Origin of the sequence: Runella aurantiaca (genome assembly GCF_003339505.1) — a bacterium.
Taxonomy (GTDB): domain Bacteria; phylum Bacteroidota; class Bacteroidia; order Cytophagales; family Spirosomataceae; genus Runella; species Runella aurantiaca.
Genome location: NZ_QPIW01000016.1, coordinates 130,944 through 151,422, shown reverse-complemented (window position 1 = coordinate 151,422; position 20,479 = coordinate 130,944). Strand labels below are relative to the sequence as shown.

General features: G+C 45.1%; 16 protein-coding genes. 5 read left to right on the top strand and 11 right to left on the bottom strand.

Features of this window, described 5'->3' with window-relative positions; genetic code table 11:
• Positions 1-138 precede the first annotated feature (138 nt).
• The 4 genes from DVG78_RS18865 to DVG78_RS18850 all read left to right on the top strand — a co-directional run bounded on the left by DVG78_RS18865 (position 139) and on the right by DVG78_RS18850 (position 3,365).
• Positions 139-360, top strand: coding sequence for a hypothetical protein (locus tag DVG78_RS18865; RefSeq protein ID WP_147277115.1), 222 nt, complete (start codon positions 139-141; stop codon positions 358-360).
• Positions 361-371: 11 nt separating this feature from the next.
• Positions 372-716, top strand: coding sequence for a hypothetical protein (locus DVG78_RS18860; protein ID WP_114462592.1), 345 nt, complete (start codon positions 372-374; stop codon positions 714-716).
• 18 nt (positions 717-734) lie between these two features.
• Positions 735-1,643 (top strand): helix-turn-helix domain-containing protein, encoded by a 909-nt coding sequence (locus DVG78_RS18855; RefSeq protein WP_114462591.1) that lies wholly within the window; start codon positions 735-737, stop codon positions 1,641-1,643.
• 144 nt (positions 1,644-1,787) lie between these two features.
• Positions 1,788-3,365: a Na+/H+ antiporter gene (locus DVG78_RS18850; RefSeq protein ID WP_114462590.1), complete on the top strand. Its 1,578-nt coding sequence runs from the start codon at positions 1,788-1,790 to the stop codon at positions 3,363-3,365.
• 89 nt (positions 3,366-3,454) lie between these two features.
• Here the strand turns inward: DVG78_RS18850 and DVG78_RS18845 are convergent, their stop codons facing one another.
• The 3 genes from DVG78_RS18845 to DVG78_RS18835 all read right to left on the bottom strand — a co-directional run bounded on the left by DVG78_RS18845 (position 3,455) and on the right by DVG78_RS18835 (position 7,699).
• On the bottom strand, positions 3,455-5,302 hold the full coding sequence (locus tag DVG78_RS18845; protein WP_374755724.1) for a gamma-glutamyltransferase family protein: 1,848 nt from the start codon (positions 5,300-5,302) through the stop codon (positions 3,455-3,457).
• 155 nt (positions 5,303-5,457) lie between these two features.
• Positions 5,458-6,327, bottom strand: coding sequence for an HNH endonuclease family protein (locus tag DVG78_RS18840; protein ID WP_114462588.1), 870 nt, complete (start codon positions 6,325-6,327; stop codon positions 5,458-5,460).
• Positions 6,311-7,699: an AAA family ATPase gene (locus tag DVG78_RS18835; RefSeq protein ID WP_114462587.1), complete on the bottom strand. Its 1,389-nt coding sequence runs from the start codon at positions 7,697-7,699 to the stop codon at positions 6,311-6,313. Before DVG78_RS18835 ends, DVG78_RS18840 begins: the two co-directional genes overlap by 17 nt.
• A gap of 274 nt (positions 7,700-7,973) precedes the next feature.
• On the opposite strand from DVG78_RS18835, the gene DVG78_RS18830 reads away from it, so the two are divergent.
• Positions 7,974-8,831 (top strand): alpha/beta fold hydrolase, encoded by an 858-nt coding sequence (locus tag DVG78_RS18830; protein WP_114462586.1) that lies wholly within the window; start codon positions 7,974-7,976, stop codon positions 8,829-8,831.
• Between the two features lie 48 nt (positions 8,832-8,879).
• Here DVG78_RS18830 and DVG78_RS18825 read toward each other — a convergent pair whose 3' ends face one another.
• The 8 genes from DVG78_RS18825 to DVG78_RS18790 form a co-directional block, all read right to left on the bottom strand.
• Positions 8,880-9,893, bottom strand: a complete 1,014-nt coding sequence (locus DVG78_RS18825) for a PDDEXK nuclease domain-containing protein (RefSeq protein WP_114462585.1) — start codon at positions 9,891-9,893, stop codon at positions 8,880-8,882.
• A 45-nt stretch (positions 9,894-9,938) separates the two neighbouring features.
• Positions 9,939-11,270, bottom strand: coding sequence for a DUF58 domain-containing protein (locus DVG78_RS18820; protein ID WP_114462584.1), 1,332 nt, complete (start codon positions 11,268-11,270; stop codon positions 9,939-9,941).
• Between the two features lie 74 nt (positions 11,271-11,344).
• The gene (locus DVG78_RS18815) at positions 11,345-11,965 is read right to left on the bottom strand and encodes an L-threonylcarbamoyladenylate synthase (RefSeq protein WP_114462583.1); all 621 of its coding nucleotides are present in this window, start codon (positions 11,963-11,965) and stop codon (positions 11,345-11,347) included.
• 132 nt (positions 11,966-12,097) lie between these two features.
• A complete protein-coding gene (locus tag DVG78_RS18810; protein WP_114462582.1) occupies positions 12,098-13,102 on the bottom strand; it encodes a glycosyltransferase family 2 protein in 1,005 nt (334 codons plus the stop codon).
• Between the two features lie 374 nt (positions 13,103-13,476).
• Positions 13,477-14,412 carry a YihY/virulence factor BrkB family protein gene (locus DVG78_RS18805; protein ID WP_114462581.1) on the bottom strand — a complete coding sequence of 312 codons (936 nt, stop codon included), beginning with the start codon at positions 14,410-14,412 and terminating at the stop codon, positions 13,477-13,479.
• Between the two features lie 166 nt (positions 14,413-14,578).
• Positions 14,579-16,861, bottom strand: a complete 2,283-nt coding sequence (locus DVG78_RS18800; RefSeq protein ID WP_114462580.1) for a TonB-dependent receptor — start codon at positions 16,859-16,861, stop codon at positions 14,579-14,581.
• 157 nt (positions 16,862-17,018) lie between these two features.
• Positions 17,019-18,341, bottom strand: a complete 1,323-nt coding sequence (locus tag DVG78_RS18795) for a tetratricopeptide repeat protein (protein ID WP_229598270.1) — start codon at positions 18,339-18,341, stop codon at positions 17,019-17,021.
• Between the two features lie 83 nt (positions 18,342-18,424).
• On the bottom strand, positions 18,425-20,461 hold the full coding sequence (locus DVG78_RS18790) for a DUF4331 family protein (protein WP_114462579.1): 2,037 nt from the start codon (positions 20,459-20,461) through the stop codon (positions 18,425-18,427).
• Positions 20,462-20,479: the final 18 nt, after the last annotated feature.

Here is a 20,479-nt window from a genome sequence, read left to right as displayed (position 1 = left end):
GAGTGGATAGCTAATTTGTTTGAATCTCTCTTTCGTACAGCGAAAAAAGAAAAGAGAAGGCTGGACAAAAACACGATTAGACCATCGCCCAAAGATATTTTAATGGCTTAGCCTGACGGCTATGGTGTTATCACCAATTTGCAAAATGATTGGGCAGTAGCGCCAAACCCAAGTATGATGATGAGTGTGGACAAAATGGTGAGTGTTGCCATTAAAGGGATTTTGAAAGATAAAAATGAACTCAAACCCATTTTAATAGGTGTGATAAAAACAGCAAGCAGAATTGCTCCCAATTTCCTTTTGAAGTTTGGACACCGAGAATTTAAAAAAATTAAAGCACAAAAACAGAATAATAACTAAACCATAACCCAATGAAAATCGTAAGCATAATCCTACTATTGGTGTCTGCAGTTTTGAGCGTCAAGCACGGTTGGGATGCCTTTCAACCCGCAAATGCTGAACAGGCAAAAATGATGGCAAATCTGGGTGTCACAAAAACAATAATGCCCTATTTTGGGGTATTCTCAATCCTGATTGGTTTGATGTTATTCTTGCCACAGACTTTTTTCATCGCCAATGTTTTGAATGCCGTTACCATTGTTTTAATTATGGCATTATCGTTGCGCGCCGGTGACTATAAAATGGCACTGATCGAAATTCCGTTTTTGGCTTTACCATTGATTTTGATATGGTTGAAGTATCCGTTTAAATTGTAAAAAAACTAACTTTGTCTAATGGCATATACAACACCATACCGAATAAAATCCATTACGGAAGGACACCGCTTAACGGGGCTTGAAAAGCCGCATCACCCGCTTATCAGTATTGTAGAAGTAGGGCAATTTAAAAATCAAACCGCTATCAATGCCGTCATTTTCGACTTTTATGTAGTATCCATCAAACGTGGTTGTAACAATTTATTATACGGGCAAAAGAAATACGACTTTGATGAAGGATTAATGGCATTTATGTCTCCCGGACAAATCTTGCGTGGCGAAGAAGGTGGAATTCCGCCAAATCTCGAAGGTTGGATGCTGTTTATTCACCCCGATTTTTTATGGAACACACCACTTGCCAAAAAGATAAAACAGTACGAATATTTTGGTTATGCAACTAATGAGGCTTTGTTTCTTTCAGACAAAGAAGAAAAAATAATGAATGGCATCATTGAAAATATTCGACAGGAATACAACTCCAATATTGACAAATTCAGTCAAGACGTAATCATTGCACAATTAGAACTGTTATTCACTTATGCCCAACGTTTTTATGAACGTCAATTCATCACCCGAAAAATTACGAATAAGCAAATTCTAAGTCGTTTGGAAGATGTATTGACGGATTATTTCAACAACGAAGAGTTACTTTCAAACGGACTGCCAACTGTTCAATATGTTGCCGATACGCTCAATATTTCCGGCAAGTATTTAGGCAGTTTATTGAAACAATTGACAGGACAAACCACGCAACAACACATTCACGAAAAATTGATTGAAAAAGCAAAGCAAAAGCTTTCTACTACCGAATTATCGGTCAGTGAAATTGCTTTTGAATTGGGTTTTGAACATTCGCAAAGTTTCAGCAAATTATTTAAGACCAAAACCAAACAAAGTCCGCTGGAATTTAGGGCAAGTTTTAACTGATGGACACCTTAGGGGCTATTCTATTTAGAATTGGAATAGGGTTTGTGCGGACACATATCACGGTATAAATCAAAGAATTGCACTATTTTTGTGGCTTAAATCAAGAATTATGCAGTTTGTCGATATAAAAGCTGAAAACTTGGTATGATTGAACATTTCCCTTTTTACCTTTCGTTGATTGTCGTCATTGTGCTGCTCATTATGTTGGCAGACAAACTGAAAGTAGCCTATCCGGTGCTGTTGGTAGTGACCGGATTGGTGATAAGTTTACTGCCCGGAATGCCTAAAATACACATCGAACCGGAGTTGATTTTTATCATTTTCCTGCCTCCGCTGTTGTACGATGCCGCCTTTGCCATGTCGTGGAAAGAACTGTGGCGATGGCGGCGGATTGTCACCAGCTTTGCGTTTATCGTCGTTTTCTTTACGGCCCTGTCAGTGGCGTTTGTGGCTGATTGGTTCATTCCCGGATTTTCGTTGGCGTTGGGGTTTTTGTTGGGCGGTATTGTGTCACCTCCTGATGCCATAAGCGCCGGTGCCATTCTGAAATTTGTCAAAGTACCCAAGCGAATGTCGTCCATTTTGGAAGGAGAAAGTTTGCTGAACGATGCTTCTTCGCTGATCATTTTTCGCTTTGCCCTGATTGCCGCCACTACCGGGCGCTTTGTGTGGCAGGAAGCGGCCCTTAGTTTTGGGTGGATGGTCATCGGAGGCGCTGCCATCGGTGCATTGGTCGGTTGGCTGTTCATGAAAGCCCACAAATACCTGCCCACCGATGCCAACATGGACATTGCCCTGACCTTGGTCACGCCGTATGTGATGTACATCGCGGCGGAAGAAGTCCACAGTTCGGGGGTGTTGGCCGTGGTCAGCGGAGGCTTGTTGCTGTCAAGCCAAAGGCATCATTTTCTGAGCAGTTCGTCACGGCTACGAGGTATCAACGTGTGGCAAAGTTTGGTATTTCTGCTGAACGGATGGGTGTTTTTATTGATTGGACTGGATTTGCCCGAAATCAATGAAGGGCTGAAACAGGAAGGGATTGCCCTCCCCGTGGCCATCGGATATGGTTTATTGATTACATTCGTGTTGATTATCGTACGGACACTTGCTTCTTACGGAGCCGTCATCGTTTCTCAAGTGGCCGGTCGATATATTCAGGTAGCCGATAGAAATCCGGGTTGGAAAGCCCCCATCTTATTGAGTTGGTCGGGCATGCGCGGCGTGGTCTCCTTAGCAGCGGCTTTGTCGATACCGATAGAAATGAGCAATGGCGTTCCTTTTCCGCACCGAAACCTTATTTTGTTCATCACCTTTGTCGTGATTTTAGTCACCTTACTTTTGCAGGGGCTCACCCTTCCTTGGTTAATCAAAAAGGTAAATATACCCGACTTCAACGATTATCTTCCCGAAGAAGAAACCGAACGATTACTCAAAAAAGGAATGCATGAGCACACCTTGCACTACTTCAAAGCCAACTACAGTCGGCATCTTGTGAGCAATAGTATTCTGCGGCAAAAAGTGGCCTTTTGGGAACAGAAAAGCAATCCAGAACCCGAAGAAGACATTTCGGAAGAAACCAAAGGAATTTATCTCGACATTTTAGAACAGCAAAGGGTGTGGCTCCGCAACAAAAACAAAACCGACGATAAGATCGACGAAGAAATTATCCGAAAGTTTTTGTACGGAATTGATTTAGAGGAAGAAAAAATAAAATACAATTAGGCAATAAAAACAAAAGCGTCCATTGTGCAATGGACGCTTTTGGGATGGAATAGACCCTTACAGGGTGACAAGTTGAGGTGACAAATTGATTACCAGCCAATGCCGTAGTCTTCGCCGTGGTTGCTGGAGCCACCCCAGAAACTGCCGTGTTCCCAATCAAAATAAATGGCGTTGATGGGCCCGCTGGTGCGCTCCTGATAATTTATTTTGTAGCCCATTCGCCCCAAATCTTTTCGGGTCCAGTCGGGCATGGCTTCGTTGAGGGTCAAACCGCCGTTGATGCGCTCGTGTTTTCCAAAACTTGAATACATCTGAAACGTCTTAAAACTGGGCGCTTCGCAGGATTCCTGCACCGTCATGTCAAATTCTACCATGTTCAGAAAAAACTGCAACAGCAGTTGGTCTTGCTCATCGCCGGCCTGCTTGGCAAACGACAGGTAAGGTTTGCCATTTTTGAGGGCCATGCTCGGCGTCAGCGTCACGCGGGGGCGTTTGCCCGGTTCGAGCACGTTGAAAGGGTTTTCTTTGGCATCCAGCACAAACGCTTGCATCCGTTGGCTCATGCCGATGCCCGTATTGCCCGCAATGCACGAAGGCACCCAGCCGCCGCTCGGCGTCACCGAAACAACCCAACCTTCTTCGTCGGCGGTTTCGATGGAGGTGGTTCCTGCGGTAAATGCTTCTTCAAATTTTTCGTCCAAAGTGGCATTGTTTTTCGGCGACGTCAGGCTGGCACTTCCCCAACTTTTCAGCATATCCAAGTACGGATTGGCCTTTCCCTCAAACGGATACGGGTCGCCGGGGCCGATTTTGGGGTCGTTCATGTTGGGGTTAATCAGCTTGCTGCGCTCTTTGGCGTACTCTTTGGAAAGCAGCCCTTTCATGGGTTCTTCGGGGCCAAAAGCGGGGTCGCCGTAGTAAAAGTCACGGTCAGCAAACGCCAAATTCATGGCCTGATACAGCGTATGAACGTAGCGGGTGGAGTTATAACCCATGCTTTTTAGGTCAAAATTCTCCAAAATATTTAATGCTTGGAGCATGGCCGGTCCTTGGGTCCACTGCTGCAATTTATAAACCTCAATGCCTTTGTAGGTGGTCATCATCGGCTCTTCAATCTTCACTTTCCAGTTGGCCAAATCCTGCTCCGTAATCAATCCACCCTGCTCGCGGCACCCCCTCGAAAATTCTTTGGCAATCTCACCTTTATAAAACAAATCATTGGCGGCGTAGATGGCGTCTTTGCGCGATTTGCCTTTGGCAAGTGCCTGTTGCTCCGCATTTACCAGTTTTTTTAGGGTTTCGAGCAGGTCTTTTTGCACAAATATTTCACCCGCGTCGGGCGCTTCGCGACTAGCCCCTAAATGCGGCAAAAATACTTTTTTGGAATACGGCCACTGCTTAATCAAGTCTTTGCCTTTTTCAATCGAATTGGCGGTTTGGGCTTCGATGGGGTAGCCAGCGGCCATTTCCATGGCAGGCGCCAACACGTCTTTTAGCGACATGGTGCCGTACTCGGCCAACATCGTCATCAGTCCGCCGGGCGTACCGGGCGTGACGGCTGCCAGCGGGCCGTATTCGGGCGGGTATTTCATGCCTTTGCTCTTATAAAACTCAGGCGTGGCGCCCGTGGGTGCTACCCCGTGGGCGTTGATGGCAATGACCTTTTTAGTTTTGGGGTTGTAAATGAGCGCCTGCGTCTCCCCTCCCCAACTCAACACATCCCACATGGTACAGGTAGCCGCCAACATGGCGCAGGCCGCATCAATGGCATTGCCGCCTTTGGTAAAAGTCATGGCACCAGCTGTAGCGGCCAAGGGTTTGCCCGTAATGGCCATCCAGTGCTTTCCGTGCAAGGGAGGCTTTTGAGTAGTAACTGGTAAGTTATTGAATGCCTGCGCATTGCCCTCCCTATTTATCAGAAAAAGGGCAAAAGCCATCGGCAGAAAGCGAAGTAGTTTCATAAGGTTTTAGTTTGGGTTTGTCGATTTTATCCTAAAAATAGGGATAGTGGCGCAGGATGTCAAATGAAGGGGGGGATTATCAAATTATCTATGCGAATAATGCATACTTCAAGTCATTTTGAAGCTATATGTTACCACTCCAACGCCTCAGGCAGTACTTCAAAAATAGCTTCCCATTTCGAATTCACCTTACTTGCAATAGTTTGAATCGCGTACCATACAGAAGGATGAAGGAGCTTATAAATATGTTGTTTCGTCGTTTCAATAACTTGATATTTAATCGTTTCAATAGGTAGAGTTGCATCAATAATTCCATGATAAGGGGCTAAAATAGTTTCTATTTCAGACACATTAGCCGCCTTAACAATTCGAGACAACCTATCCATTTTATCATAAAGTTCATCCGCAACTCTCTTTCTTCCAACTATAAGATAATCTCTTTCATTTAGAGCCAGAATTTCGAGTGTTTTTAATGCTTTATTCTTATAAGCTTCTGAAAGGTCAATAAGTAACTCAAATTTCCCAACCTCCATATTGAGCCATAAAAAATCTTTAGGATTATCAATCCTTGGATTGATAAATGCTACATTACTATGTACAGGTTCAACGCCACGGACAGTACTATATACCGTTCCATCGGCATCCATGACAAAACATTTGTCCAATTTATCCCCCGAATTACATTGCTTACAGGCAAGTAAATAGTTTTGCCATTCAAACGCTTTTTCAGGAAAAAAAGATTTAGGGTAAATATGCTCTATATCCTCAGCCTCATTTCCTTCGCAATAATTACACGTTTTGACAGATACACACATTTCGGCAAGTGCATCTGCTATTTTCACAAATGCCTGTTTGCCTTCTTTTCCTCCTTTGGTTTTCCAAAGTGTTTTTGCTTTAGCTGCTTTTTTTGCGAAGGAAACTTCGCTATTCACTTGAGCCTGTAATTGGGTTAGAACCGTCTGTTCTGAATCTTCTAAGGTTCTTTCAATTAATAGGAGCATTGGTTGAAAGAGTTTGTTGAAGTTTCAGGCGTTCTTTTTCTTCTTCTTCGGTTATTTTACCAAAGGCCGAAAGCATATTGAGTTGCCCCAATCGCTTTTGTTTCTCGTCTGTTTTCTCTGACCGTACGGGCGATTGTCCAAACAATTCCGTACCATAGGCATCCAGAATATTGCCGAATATCAAACGTTCTCTTTCCAGACCCTTCACTTCTCCTGATTCTGTATCACTTCCGGGCGATGCCAGTCGCCATATACTTCCCTTCTCACAGGCCCGGCATACCAAAGGGCTATGCGTGGTCACAATAAACTGAATCTTAGGAAAATACTTTGTAAACCACTCTCCAATACGGGTTTGCCACGTAGGATGAAGGTGAGCGTCAATCTCGTCTATCAATACCACACCCGGTAAATCAATGATGTTTTTACCATTGTTTATGTTCTCAAAAACCAACTGATTCCCATAAACTCTAATCAATTGGCGTATCAGCTCAAACGTCATACTGAGTATTGACCTATAACCGTCACTCATTTGAAGAGACGAAACGGTGTTTCCATAGCCGTCTTTAAAATAAACCTCTTTCAAGCCGACAGCATCAATGACAGCGCCATGAGGCAACAAATGAGCTTCGTTTATGAATTTTATAAGATTTTCAAGCGTTGATTTCGGTTTAGTCTTTACACGTGATTCATTTAATCTTTTGTTAGCTTCTAATTCTTCAATGTATAAGTCCCGTAAAAAATTTAAAGCTTCAGGCAAGGCTACATCTTCTCCAAAAACGGACAAATGACTCCCCAGATTAGGATTGGTTTTGTAAATTTTCTCTTTGTCTTGACTTCCCCCCGTAAAACGCCTAAAAGGCCCATAACCCGCAGAAAACCAGTATTCTCTTTTTTGTTTTGCTTCTTCCGCTCGAATAGTAGGAGTTGGAACCGGATGCGAAAAAGCTGTTGTGATTAAAAGTGCACTATCGAATGTTTTTTTTCCTCTGAAGATTACTTCTCGAATCATAGCATAGGCTGCTACTATTTCTACATCTTTATCCAATTCAACACTATAACTATTTTCTCCAAAAACGAATTCTTTTTCAAATGTGATTCTATTTTGAATAGTTTGATTACTTTCAAATGGCGTTATCATTAATTCTGTTGAACCAGTGAGAGTCCCATCATTTTTAAGCCACTCGTCCCAATCCTGCCCCGCAGCATTTATATCTGTAATATCAAGCAATGCCAACGCAATAGATTTTACGACCGTCGATTTTCCAGCCCCATTATCTCCAATGACCACATGCCAACCAGCAGGTTCAGGAAACGTCATTTCAAAATCAGAAATCGACCTAATATTATTGATGGTTACCTTCTTTATGTACATACTCTTTCCCTTTTGTGCCAAAATTAACCATTTTCTTACTATTTATTGAATTGATAACAATGCAAATCATGCTATTCCCTTTTATGGCTATTTACCTTTCCCTAAAATAGCAAACATATCCAAACAAACACTTACTTTGCATTTTTCTGGCAACCTAAACACTCTCACAAGCAACTGATTATAAAAAAGAAATTGCCGAAAAACACCACACTTTTCAGGTGATTTGCGTTTACAACGTCAACCTCTTAAACAATGCTTCCCCCCTTCCCAACCCATGAAAAAGCTCCCTAACCTCCTCCTTTTGGGATTGTTGTTCTTAACCTTGCTCGTTCACGCCCAAACGCCAAAGAAAACACCAACGGCGGTTAACTATGGCAATAATGCCAAAAACGGGCACTACTTTGCTACGCGCGGCATCAATCTCTACTACGAAACCTACGGACAGGGGAACCCCCTGCTGCTGATTCACGGCAACGGCGGCTCCATCAAAGATTATCGATACCAAATTCCCTACTTTGGTAAACACTACCAAGTGATTGCGGTAGACAGTCGGGCGCAAGGTAAATCAGTAGATACCAGCAGTGTATTGAACTACGAAATGATGGCCGATGATTTTGATGCCTTGCTGACACATTTACAATTAGACTCAGTCTACGTTATCGGCTGGAGTGACGGCGGTATCAACGGGTTGCTGTTGGCAATTCGGCATCCAGAGAAAGTGAAAAAATTGGCAATCACGGGCGCTAACCTACGGCCTGATACCACGGCGGTCACGGCCGAGGGCTATAAAATGATTGCCGAAGAAGGGGCAAAACTTCGGGCGGGCGTACAGAATGACGCCGCCAAAAACACCCTCAAACTCCTGCACATGATGGAAGTAGAGCCGAATATCTCGTTGTCAGATTTGCGTAAAATCAAATGTCCAGTATTGGTGATGGGGGGTGATTTTGATGTCATCAAGCCGTCGCATACGTTAGAGATATTTGAAAACATTCCGCAGGCGTATCTGTGGATATTCCCCGAATCAGGACACGGGACGGTACATCGTTACAGGAATGAATTCAATGCCAAAGTGCAGCATTTTTTCACGCATCCCTACAAAAAGCCGAATTGGATCGATTGGGAGCCATGAGACGGGTATTTTCCTAAAGAAATAGCCATCATTGCCGATTAAGAGCACTCAGTTTTCATGCCCTAACGTCCCAAATCGCTCCATATCTTCTTTGAGCAATTTTGTCAGTTCTTCTTCTTTTGGCAAGTAAAGATGGTATTGACTCGCTAAAATACTTTGATTGTCTTGGGGCAACGTATATTTCACCACGGCGTTGTTTTTGTCGGTGCAGAGTAAAATCCCGATGGTTGAATTTTCTCGTTCGAGCTTTTCCTTGCGGTCGTAATAGTTGACGTACATCTGCAATTGACCGAGGTCTTCGTGGGTGAGTTTATGCGTTTTGAGTTCAAACAACACAAAACACTGCAAAAGGCGGTTATAGAACACGAGGTCAATGAAAAAGTCATCTCCTTCCAGATGAATACGTTTTTGCCTTGCTACAAACGAGAAGCCATTGCCTAACTCCAGCAAAAAGTCCTGTAGGTGCGTAATCATGGCTTGCTCAAGGTCTTTCTCGTAGTAGGCAGCTTCGCGTTTCAATCCCAAAAATTCCAAGACCATAGGATCTTTAATGACCTCTTGGGGTATCACGGGCAATTTCTCCCCTTGGGCAACTGCCAACACTGCCTCTTTATCATTGCTCAGCAAGAGGCGTTCGTAAAGAAGGCTGTTTATCTGACGTTCCAATTGACGAGCGGTCCAAAGATTTTTAGAGGCTTCGGCAATGTAGAAGGCTCTCTTATCTTCGTCTGCAATGGGCAAAAGTAGTTTGTAATGCGTCCAACTGAATTGCGTCCGCAGTGCGGACACAATTGGAAACATGCGATAAAATTGGCGATAACGTTCCAATTGTCTAATCGAAAAACCACTACCTAATTCGGGTTCAAGCTCTTGCGCCAAGTTACGAATAAGGTATTTTCCGTATTCAGCGCGGTCTTTTCCCTGCTGTTCTTCTTCAAAAATGCGTTGACCAATATACCAATACATCAAAGCTCGTTGGTGGTCAACGGCTCTTGCGGCATTTTCACGAGCATTGGCAATGATTAGCCGTATTTCAGCAATGAAGTAGGGATTTAGGAGCATATCAAATGATTTTACACTCACTTTGACACGAAAAATTGAGCATCGTCACATCATCCCCCGTGCCTTCAATTCCAGATATTTATTCACCGTATTGGCATTCAGGTCTTTGGGGGCGGTGAGGATGGATTGAATGCCGTATTGCTCAAGCTCTTTCACGATGCGGCGCTTTTCGTAGAAAAACCGCTCGGCAATGGTTTTGAGGTAGATGTCTTCGGTGTTTTCGGCGGGGGTTTTGAGCAACAACGAAGTCTCGGTATTTTCGAAGAATACCACAATCAGCAAATGGGTCTTGGCCAATCGCCGCAGAAAAGGCAACTGTCGACGCATGGCGTTGACGGTCTCAAAATTGGTAAACAGCAACAACAAACTCCGCTGCCGCACGTGCGTTTTTACGTACGAATACAGGGTCTCGTAATCACTTTCTAGGTAACGTGTTTTCTGCTTGTAGAGCGTTTCCAGAATCTTCTGCATTTGTCCTGCTTTACGCTCGGCGGGCAGAATTTGACCGATAACTTCCGAGAAGGTAATCACGCCCGCTTTGTCTTGTTTCAACAACGCGATATTGCTCAATACCAGCGTGGCATTGATGGCGTAATCCAAGAGCGTCAGCCCTTCAAACGGCGATTTCATGATGCGGCCCTTGTCAATCAGGCAATACACGGCCTGTGAGCGTTCGTCCTGAAACGCATTCACCATCAATCCGTTACGTCGGGCGGTTGCTTTCCAGTTTACGGTACGGATGTCGTCTCCCTGCACATAAGGCCGAATCTGTTCAAATTCCATGCTGTGCCCCAACCGACGGATGCGCTTGATGCCCAGCTCGGTCAGGCGGTTAGAAATGGCCATCAATTCGTATTGCCTCATTTGGAGGTACGACGGATACACCGCCACCATCTTGTTTTGCGAAAACTGAAACCGACGTTTCATCAAGCCCAATGGACTCTTTACCAACACATTAACGGCCCCAAAGCTATATTCGCCACGTTTGGTAGGGCGCAGTTCGTAACGTAAAAGTTGGGTTTCGTTGGGCACCAACTCGGTTTCAAACAGCACGTCGCGTTTTTGAAATTGAAACGGAATCTCGTCAATCACTTCCAAGCGTGTCTTAAACCCGTAGCGATTTTCTAAGTAAATGGTAATTGGATTGGGGTCACCGTTTGAAAGGCGGTCGGTTATATCACGACGCGCAAAAACGCCCTGATTATTTCTAAAAAGCAAAACCAAATCGGCCACCACCAAGAATGCGGCGATTGCACTGCCAATTTTGGCAATTCCGAAGAGAAATGGAAAAGCAAACGCCAACAAAAATGTGGCCGTCAATCCAATGAAAACCTCCCAAAAAAGGGTGGAGATATAAAGTTGGCGAAGGTATTTCAAGACAACAGTTTTTAATATTTTTCCTACAAAATCAGGAACGTATTGAATGTATTTTATTGTGAGCGGGCGCTTTACTAACGCGTAAATTCACCAGCACCTTCCCGAATTATGTCAAAATTATCGTCGGTGGCATCAATGACCGTGGAAGGAATCAGCCCGCCAAAGCCTCCGTCAATGACAATATCTACCTGATGCTGAAAACGTTCAAAGATAATTTCGGGGTCGGTGGGATATTCCATGATTTCGTCTTCGTCATCTTTAATGGAAGTAGTAATAATGGGATGGTCCAATTCAAACACAATCATCCGCGTAATGGGGTGGTCGGGCACCCTGATTCCCACGGTTTTGCGATTGGCCAATACTTTCGGAACCTTATTGTTGGCTTCCAAAATAAATGTAAACGGCCCAGGCAGGAGGCGTTTCATTACTTTAAAAGCGGCGTTACTTACCCTAGCATAGTCTGAAATATGACTCAAATCGTGGCAAATAAACGAGAAATCATTCTTTTGGGGTTTGATTCCTTTGATACGCGCAATGCGCTCCACGGCCCGGGCATTGTGAATATCGCAGCCGAGGGCGTAGACGGTATCGGTGGGATAAATAACAATGCCCCCGTTGCGCAGGCTGTTGACTACCTGCTGAATCTTACGCGGTTCGGGCGTTTGGGGGTGAATATGAAGAAATTCCGCAGGCACGTAGGAAGTGGGTTAAGTGTTTGAGTGCAAAATCAGTTGGACTAATTACGCGGAATTTTTCATTAATTGGAAACTTCCTTCAACTATTTTACACGTTTGGGCCTATTTTGCTCCCTCTCCACTTTTAACTCACTACCGTTCCAGTTGGACAAAAGGTACTCCCTGCTGCATCAGGGCGAGGTTGCGGTGATTGCGCCACTTGGCGTAGCGCTGATATAGCCAGTTGACGGGCAAATGTAGGCGGCAGAGAAACACCAAAAGGTCGGTTTTCCAGCCGGGGTCTTCGATGTAATTGAGTAGTTTTCTGAATGCAAGGGCTTGTTCAGGGTCTTCGGCCACGAAACATTTCTTGATAAACTCCCGGATTCTATTGGCCAAAATATCGTATTCTTCTTGCGACCGGCTCAAATCGTAGGCCTTGTTGCACACCTCCCAACTCGACCGCAACATTGGGTTGCCGATGCGGTAAAATTGCGTCGCCAACGAATCGTCCAAAACGCGTTTATACATCAGTACTTCGTCGATGTAGTGGTATTTGTAATCGTGGGCCGAACGGATAAAGAAGTCAAAATCTTCGTAACTGAGGTTTTCGTCGTACCCGCCCAGTTTCATCAGCACCGACTTACGCATCATGATAGAAGGCGTACAAATAAAGTAGCGTCGCAAAATTTCTTTGTAGATATCGCCCGTGGGCACTTGGCCTTTGGCGTGCCCATTGGCGCGCAATGCATAATGATAGCCCAATTTGACGCCCGAAGAATCAATGTAAGCGGCATTTGAGAATACCACCGCGTAGTCTTTGGGGAGGCTCTCAAAGGCTTGTACTTGCATTTCGATACGGTTGGGGGGCATCACATCGTCCGCAGCTAAATCAATGACATACTTACCCGTGGCTTCGCCAAGGCCTTGATTAAAAGCCCGGCATAGACCTATGTTGTGGGTATTTCTTATAAAAACAATTTCGGGGTACTCATCTACTAGGCGTTGAATCACCCTCCTTGATTCATCAGTGCTCGCGTTATCAATCACAATCAACTGAATGGCAGAATACGTTTGTTGAATGACCGATAAGAGACTTTCCCGAACAAAGAGTTCATGATTGTAGCAGGTGCAAATAACGGTGACGATTGGATTCATATTCAATGGTTACAGTACGCTTAAAAATTTATAAACGGCGCGTTTTTGTATAGTAAATGTAAAATATTAGACTCTATCTCTAATCAAAATACCCTAACTTTTTAGTAAACGGTAAACTAAAAAGCAATCAGGGATAGGTTTTGGGGAAGCATATATTGTATTTTTTGGCATATAAAATCCCAAAAAAATAACTAACAATTTAAAAATCAATGAATTATAAAATATACCATAAAAACAGAAACACAAATCAAAATCGTCCCACACTTTGGCACGGTTTTCTCTGCTATTTCGTCATGATACGATATAGAAGTATATCTTTCATTATTTATGGGTTAGGGTAGTACATAAATGCCATTCCAATTTGCGGATGGCATTTATTTTTTTGTTTCGGCGCCTCTTCCAATATGCTTGGCCCGCCAAATGCTGGTATTGAGCTCAAATCCAAAAATCAACAGCAACGCTACGAGGTAAAACCAAATCATCATCGCAATGATGGTTCCGATAGAGCCGTAGAGTTTGTTGTAACTACTAAAACGAGAGAGATAAAAAGAGAATCCGTAGGTCACCAAAATAATCAACATTGAGGCAATAATTGCCCCTAAATTAAAGAAGCGCCACCCGTGCCGTACTTTGGGGGCAAACCGATAAATGATGGCTACCGCAACCGTAAAGGCGAAAAACATCACCAAATAGCGCAGAGCGTCCAATAAAAAGACGGTTAAATTATCTCCAAACAAAATGGTTTGGTGCAACCAATCGACCAAAAACCCGCCCACAATAATCACCAAAACCGCCAAAAAAAGCACGGTCGATAGCAACACAGTCAGCAATAAGGCAATTCCTTTGGCCTTAAAAAATCCTCGGTTTTCCGACGTATGGTCTACCATGTTGAAGGCGGTCATGAGCGCTCCCATGCCGTTGGTAGCGGTGAGCAACGCAAACACAAAACCAAACGACAAAATGCCGCCCTGCTTCCGACTGATGATGTCATAAATAGTGGCCGCCGCAAATTCGTACAACGATTTGGGCATGGCATCGTACATGAAGTTCATGATTTGAGACTCCATGTTGGCAATCGGGAAGTACGGAATCAGCGTAAACAAAAACAGAATGGCGGGAAAAACGGCGAGCGTGAAGTTGTAAGCCACGGCAGTTGCCCGTTGGTCGATGTCGTACAACAGAATTTTTTCAATCAACAACGTGCCAATATCCGCCAACGAAACGCCATTGCTAAAGAACCGCTTTCGGTGCAAGAAAGCATAAGTTTTACGCAACTGTCGGTATTTGGAGTCGGACCAGTGTTGGAGCATTAAAGCGTTTTGATGATTTCAGAACCCAAAAATACTAAACTTGACCCTAATAATTTCCGTAACCCAATGATTACCAAAAATTAGCTCAGCCACAGCAAGCCTTCATAATCTCACAAACATTTGCTTATCAACCATTTACCCACTAACAAACATTATTTATTCAAACTTAAAAGAAAACCGTCAAGCTCAAACGGGCGAAAAAGGGCGTTCCGGGTGTAAAGTGAATTTCTTCGACGGGTACCGCTTCTCCCTGCAATCGGCTTTCGGTCGCAAACTGCGTTTCTTTCCAACGTGTATTAAACAGATTCTGAACCGACAGGCCAAGCGTATAATTTTTGCGGCTATAATTGGCCTGCATGTCCGTTACAAAATAGCCCTTGGCCACGATGGAATTGTCCTCGTTGGCGGGACGGTTGCCAATGTAACGATACCGCAACGACCCGCTGAAACCCGCATTATTTTGTACCGACAGGCCACCCATCGTCGTAAAAACAGGAGCCAGAGGTAGGTAGTTTTGGCCTTCCAATTCTCCGATTGCCCTTGGTTTGGTGGTATTTACGTCAATGTCAGCGTACAAGTGGTCGGTGATTTGATACCGCACCGACAAATCAATCCCCTGCCGACGCGTACGGCCACCGGGCTCAACCACGCCCGCATCACCTACGTACACAAATTCCTGTTGCAGCCACAGATACCACGCGGCAGCATTGATGAGTAACTTAGGAAAAGGTTTGAAAATCGCGCCTAAATCGGAGCCATAGGCGGGCGGCAAAATCTGCCGACCTCCCTGCGGAACCACTACCCTAGTGTCGTTGGAATGAAAACCCCGACCCGTGTTGAGGTACAGTTGAAAACGGTTATTGAAGGTGTAATAAAAATTCAACTTGGGCGAAAGAATCGCCGCCGAAGCCTGTTTGGTTGTAAGAGGGGCGGACAGTAAATCTTCGTATTGATTACGAAAAAAATCTAGCCGGAGGCCTGCGTTGATGGTCAACCGACTAGAAACCTGAACCAGCTCGTCGGCATATACCGAAGCGTTGAGTTCGTTGATATTTCCAAATTGAATCCGATTGAGCGTTTCTGTTCGATTTTTGGTGTGCGAAAGTTCCGTATTTTTCGTAAAATCTTGTCGGTACTGTACACCCAAAGTAGTCGTCCATTGTGTGTTGCCTACGTCATTTTGGGTAGAAAAACTACCGTTATAACCCACTAAATTACGCTTCTCTTTCTGACGAATTTGGTCGCCATTGATTGAATCTTCCAGAAAAAAGGTGAAGTTGGAATACAACTCAAAATTATAATTTCCGTAAAAAAGCTGATTTTTGATGGTATGGTTACGCGGTGTCACGGTCACCAGTTGTACATTCACATTGGTTCGACTTGTTTCACCGCCTTCGGTAGGATCGACGGATCCAAAAAAGCCCGTCAGCCCCGATTCAATGGCCCGGTCGGGAATCTGCCCCGAGTGGTTCCATTTACTCCAAAACGTCGACCCTGTCAGCGTGAGGTAGGTTGTTGGGGAAAGATGCCCGTGGTATTTTCCCATGATATTCAGGCGCTTAAAGTCCTGCGGATTGTCAAAATACGAATTAGAATAAGAATACTCCGATGCCAAATACGCCGATTGATTTTTGTCGCGATTTTTTCCAGATTTCACACGATTTCCCAGCAAATCCAACCCTGCTACCGCCCGGTACGTGCCAAATTGGCCCGTTTCCAGTTTCACAAACGAGCGGTCAAGCGCGTTGCGCGTGCGAAAGTTTACCCAACCTGCGGTCGTAAAGTTGCCTTTTTCGGCATGATAAGGCCCTTTTTTGAAATCAACGCCCTGAATCAATTCGGGAATCACAAAATGCAAATCAGCGTATCCTTGCCCGTGGGCGTGAGAAACCATATTGACCGGCATTCCATCTACAGTGAGTTGAATATCGGTGCCGTGGTCGATGTCAAACCCGCGCAAAAAAATCTGTTCGGCTTTTCCGCCGCCTGCATGTTGGCCAATAAACAAGCCCGGCACCATCCTTAAAACCTCCTGTGAGTTGACAATGGGGCGAATTTTAATGTCGAGATTACTGATAAGCTGCTGGTCGTGCGCCCGTTGCGCCGACACTACCACTTCTCTCAATTCGAGGGTGGAGTTGGCCATAAACGTTTTTAGAGAAGTAGTTTGGTCATCCAGCACAATCGCTTCTACCACTACGGTTTTCAAACCTACGTACGACAATTCGATTTTGTAAGGAGCCGCTACCAGTTCATCAAAGCGGTATTGACCCAATTCATTGGTCATGGTTGTTTTACCTAGCCCCGTCAACTGAACATTTACGCCCCGCAAGGGCAGGTTGGTGGTTTGTTCATACACCACACCCGAAATACTTCCAAGGTGCGCAAATGTCGAAAAACTAAATAAACAGCTGATAATGAATAGTATGCAACAAACAATTCGTTTCATAATCGAAAGAGAAAACTAAAAATGGCACGAAATACACAAAGAAATAGAAACCAACTCATCCCCAAGTGGGTTCGATAACGCCATAAAAATACGTTTTAAAGAGTGAATCGTACCCAAATTTTGTAAAAAAACGAGATTTAAGCCATCCAATCTAACCTCAGAGCGTAAACCTCGGATTGGTTTTTTTGGCTTCGGCAATCAGTTTATTCCCTGGGCCAGCATTGCCGAGGGCAAGCTCAATCGCGCCCGCTTTTTGTAGTAATTCAGGGTCTTTGCTACCCGTACGCAATGCCACCTGTACGTGTTGCTGCGCTTTTTGAATATCATTTTGTTTGAAATACACCCACGCCAACGCATGGTTCACATCAATATTTTTGGGACGTTTATTGTATTCTTTCATGCCATATTTCAACGCCGAATCAAACTGTCCCATTTGCGTATACAGCTTGCAAAGCTCCAAATCAACGGCGTGGCCTGACTGCGCATCTTCATCCAACATCTTTACCACCTCGGCGTATTTGGCATTTGCTTTTTCTTTATCTCCTTGAAGCGCGTAGATTTCGGCCATTTCTTCGTGAAACGAGAATTCGGGCATAATAGCCGCCGCTTTGTCCAGCGTTACTAGGGCTTTATCGTACTCTTTTCTGGCTTTATGAATGCGAGCAACTCCTCTCAACGCAAAAGCATAACTCGGACGCAACGCCAAAATTTCGTTGTATTGCTGTTCGGCTTCTTTCAATTTGCCCGTTGTTTCGTACAATTGCGCCAAGGTGTTTTTACTCCAGCAATACGGCTCTGAGCCGGGCAGCCCTGCGTCAACGGCCAATTTCATGGCTTCGATGGAACTGGGGTACTGTCCATAAATCTCCCGCAGATAAGACGCCCGCGAGTACGATTCCAACGAAGGCTTCATCTGCTGCATTTTGTCCGACATCGCCACGGCTTCTTCATAGTTACCGAGTTCGACGTTGGCATCGACCAACACGCCATACACGTAGGCGTTGTTGGGATTGAGTTGGCGGGCTTTTTCGGCCAAATCGCGGGCTTCGGCAAATTGGTGCTGCGACATTTTTACGGAAGCCTTGAAAGTAGTCGCCTCAAAGTTTTTGTAATCCATCGCCAACACACCGTCCAAGATGGTTAAAATCGCGGGATAATAATAGGGATGTTCGCCCGTAATCCGTGCCTCCGAAAGGTAAATCATGGCAACCTGAAGACGCGGTTTGACATCACTCGGGTCTTTTTTGATTTGTTTCTTCAGTTCTTCTACTTTTTCTTTTGTTCGTACCCATTCTTCGGCTTTGGCCAACTCTCCCCGACGTTCATACAGGGCGGGTATTTCCATCGTTGAGTTGCTTGAAGCGGTGGTTTCAGTGCCTGTTTTTCCTTTGTCGGTGCAACTCATTGGTAGCAAACCAACCATCAAAATGGGGAGGGAGAACAACAGTGCTCGTTTTGGGATAAATATTACTTTTTTCATTTTTTTAGAGGGGAGATAGCGGTTGTTGTTAAAAAATTGGGAGGTCTGATTTTCAAACCATTACCGACCTCCCAAGTACTTCATTAGTTACGAATAATCTTCACCGTTTGGTGCTCGCTCGCGGTAGATACCTGTAAGAAATAAATCCCTGGCTGACGGCCAATGCGGAACGTTTGACGCTCAATCCGACCCGCTTTTCCAACCGATTGCTGGCCCATGACCTGACCTTGACTGTTGGTCAAGCCCATGCGCAGCGCCTGTCCGTCAACGCCCGATATTTCGACCGAAACATCATCCGTCAACACGGGATTTCCCAAAACCTTGACCGACAATCCCTGTATTTTATCTTCCAACGGAGTGGTAGCAATACGGGCCGATGAAGTCGATGGGCCCGAGTAGCTGTTGCCCCGGAAACCTCTCCAAGGATTTTGCTCGTACGGAAACCAAGGTTTCAGGATGGTATCATTTTTGGTAACCCCCGCATTAAACGACAGCACACTCACCAGATTTGGTGTTACGGGGCTGGCGGTTTCGCCGGGTTTAAAATCGTCGTACCACAAACCGATGGCCGCCAACACAACGCCACCCACGGCTTGAAGTTCGATAGTGGTGACGTCATCCTCTAAACGGCGACCGTTGGGGAAACCGTCCATGTTGGGGATAAACTGCAACGCCGTCGAACCGTTGTACATTGGGTCAGTAAGGCCCAAAACAGCGGCTTGCACCAAGCCCAACGAACTGAATTTAGGGTCGGTACGGGGCGTGGCGGGTACGGCCATGTTGAGGCGCAGCCAATCGCCGAAAGTGGGCAAGAAGTTGTGAATAAACGGTTTACCTGCCGCCAAAGGATTACCTGCTTTGCCCGTGGCCAGCTGATATGGCGGTAAATTTGGCACACCTGTGTAAAAAATAGGCAGAATATCAACCGCGCGTGGGCTTTTATTATCAGGTAACAACACACTTCCAAAAGCCGCTTCTGACAACGCCGTACCGTTGAGGGCTGGGTTGCCTTTCAAACCAAAAAGACCGGGCTTGCCATTCCGAAAATCGAAGGCTCCCAATGATTTTGATTGAATTCGCAAAGGAGCCAACCCTGGAACTGCCGCCCCAAACTGAGAATCATCCATGTAGAGTGCCAGCTCAGGATTGGTAAAATACTGGGCAAACTGCAAATCTTCACTTGGCTTAGCGGCATTCCATTTATCTTTCATCCCCAACGGAATCACGGCTTCGTTGGTCAACGGCATTCCTAACCTTGACACCTGAACGTAGTTGCCGTCAAAGCCCACATCACCACCCGAATAGAGCGTTTTTATCATTTGGCGGCTCGCCGAAGCATACACACCAATGACGTAATCAGGGTCAAGAATATTGGATGCCTGCGCCACCGTTTTTTTGCTTTTTTGCAAGGTTGCAACGGGTACTTCAATCACGATAGAATGGCAGTTGAATTTAGCCACACCATCTTTTCCGCTGCTTGGGCGCATATTTCCAAGGTCAAAAATCCCACCCAAGTCCACAAAGAATGGGTCATCTACTGGCCCGCAGAAAATCTTTTCGCCAGTGGTAGCCGTGGCCACGGCTTTATTGACCAAATCGTCGTAGGACTCAGCACCCAAACCCACCGTTTTGTTCTCAATCGAACGGGGTCCGATGTTTGGTGGCGGCACCGTGCCTTTCATCACAATGGTGCTGAAAGACCTACCGCCGTCAATGCTGCGCTCACACTTGTAGGTGGTTTTCAGGTTTTCTTTGCCCAACCGAATCAGGAAAAAAGTAGTCGGGTCTTCGTTGGCACGCTCAAACGTAAAACGATAAATAATGTCAGAACCAGGCGTGGCAGCGTTGTTGTCAACGTGAACTTCGTAGCGAATACGTTCGCCAAAAGAATACCAGTTGGGTCCGCCAGCAGGATGCTGAAAAGGGATATAATTGGCAATAAGCACCACATTTTCGGCATTATTAGGACTTTTAAAGGCGTACAAGTCCGTATTATCCGCCAGTGGGTCGTTTGAAATCAGCGGCGCTTCGCGGTGCGAAGAACCAAACGATTGGGAGGTTTGCAGGCAAATCACGGCCAGTACCCCCACCACAGCTATAAGGTTTTTTATGTTTTTCATCTTTTTCAGTGTTGTGAA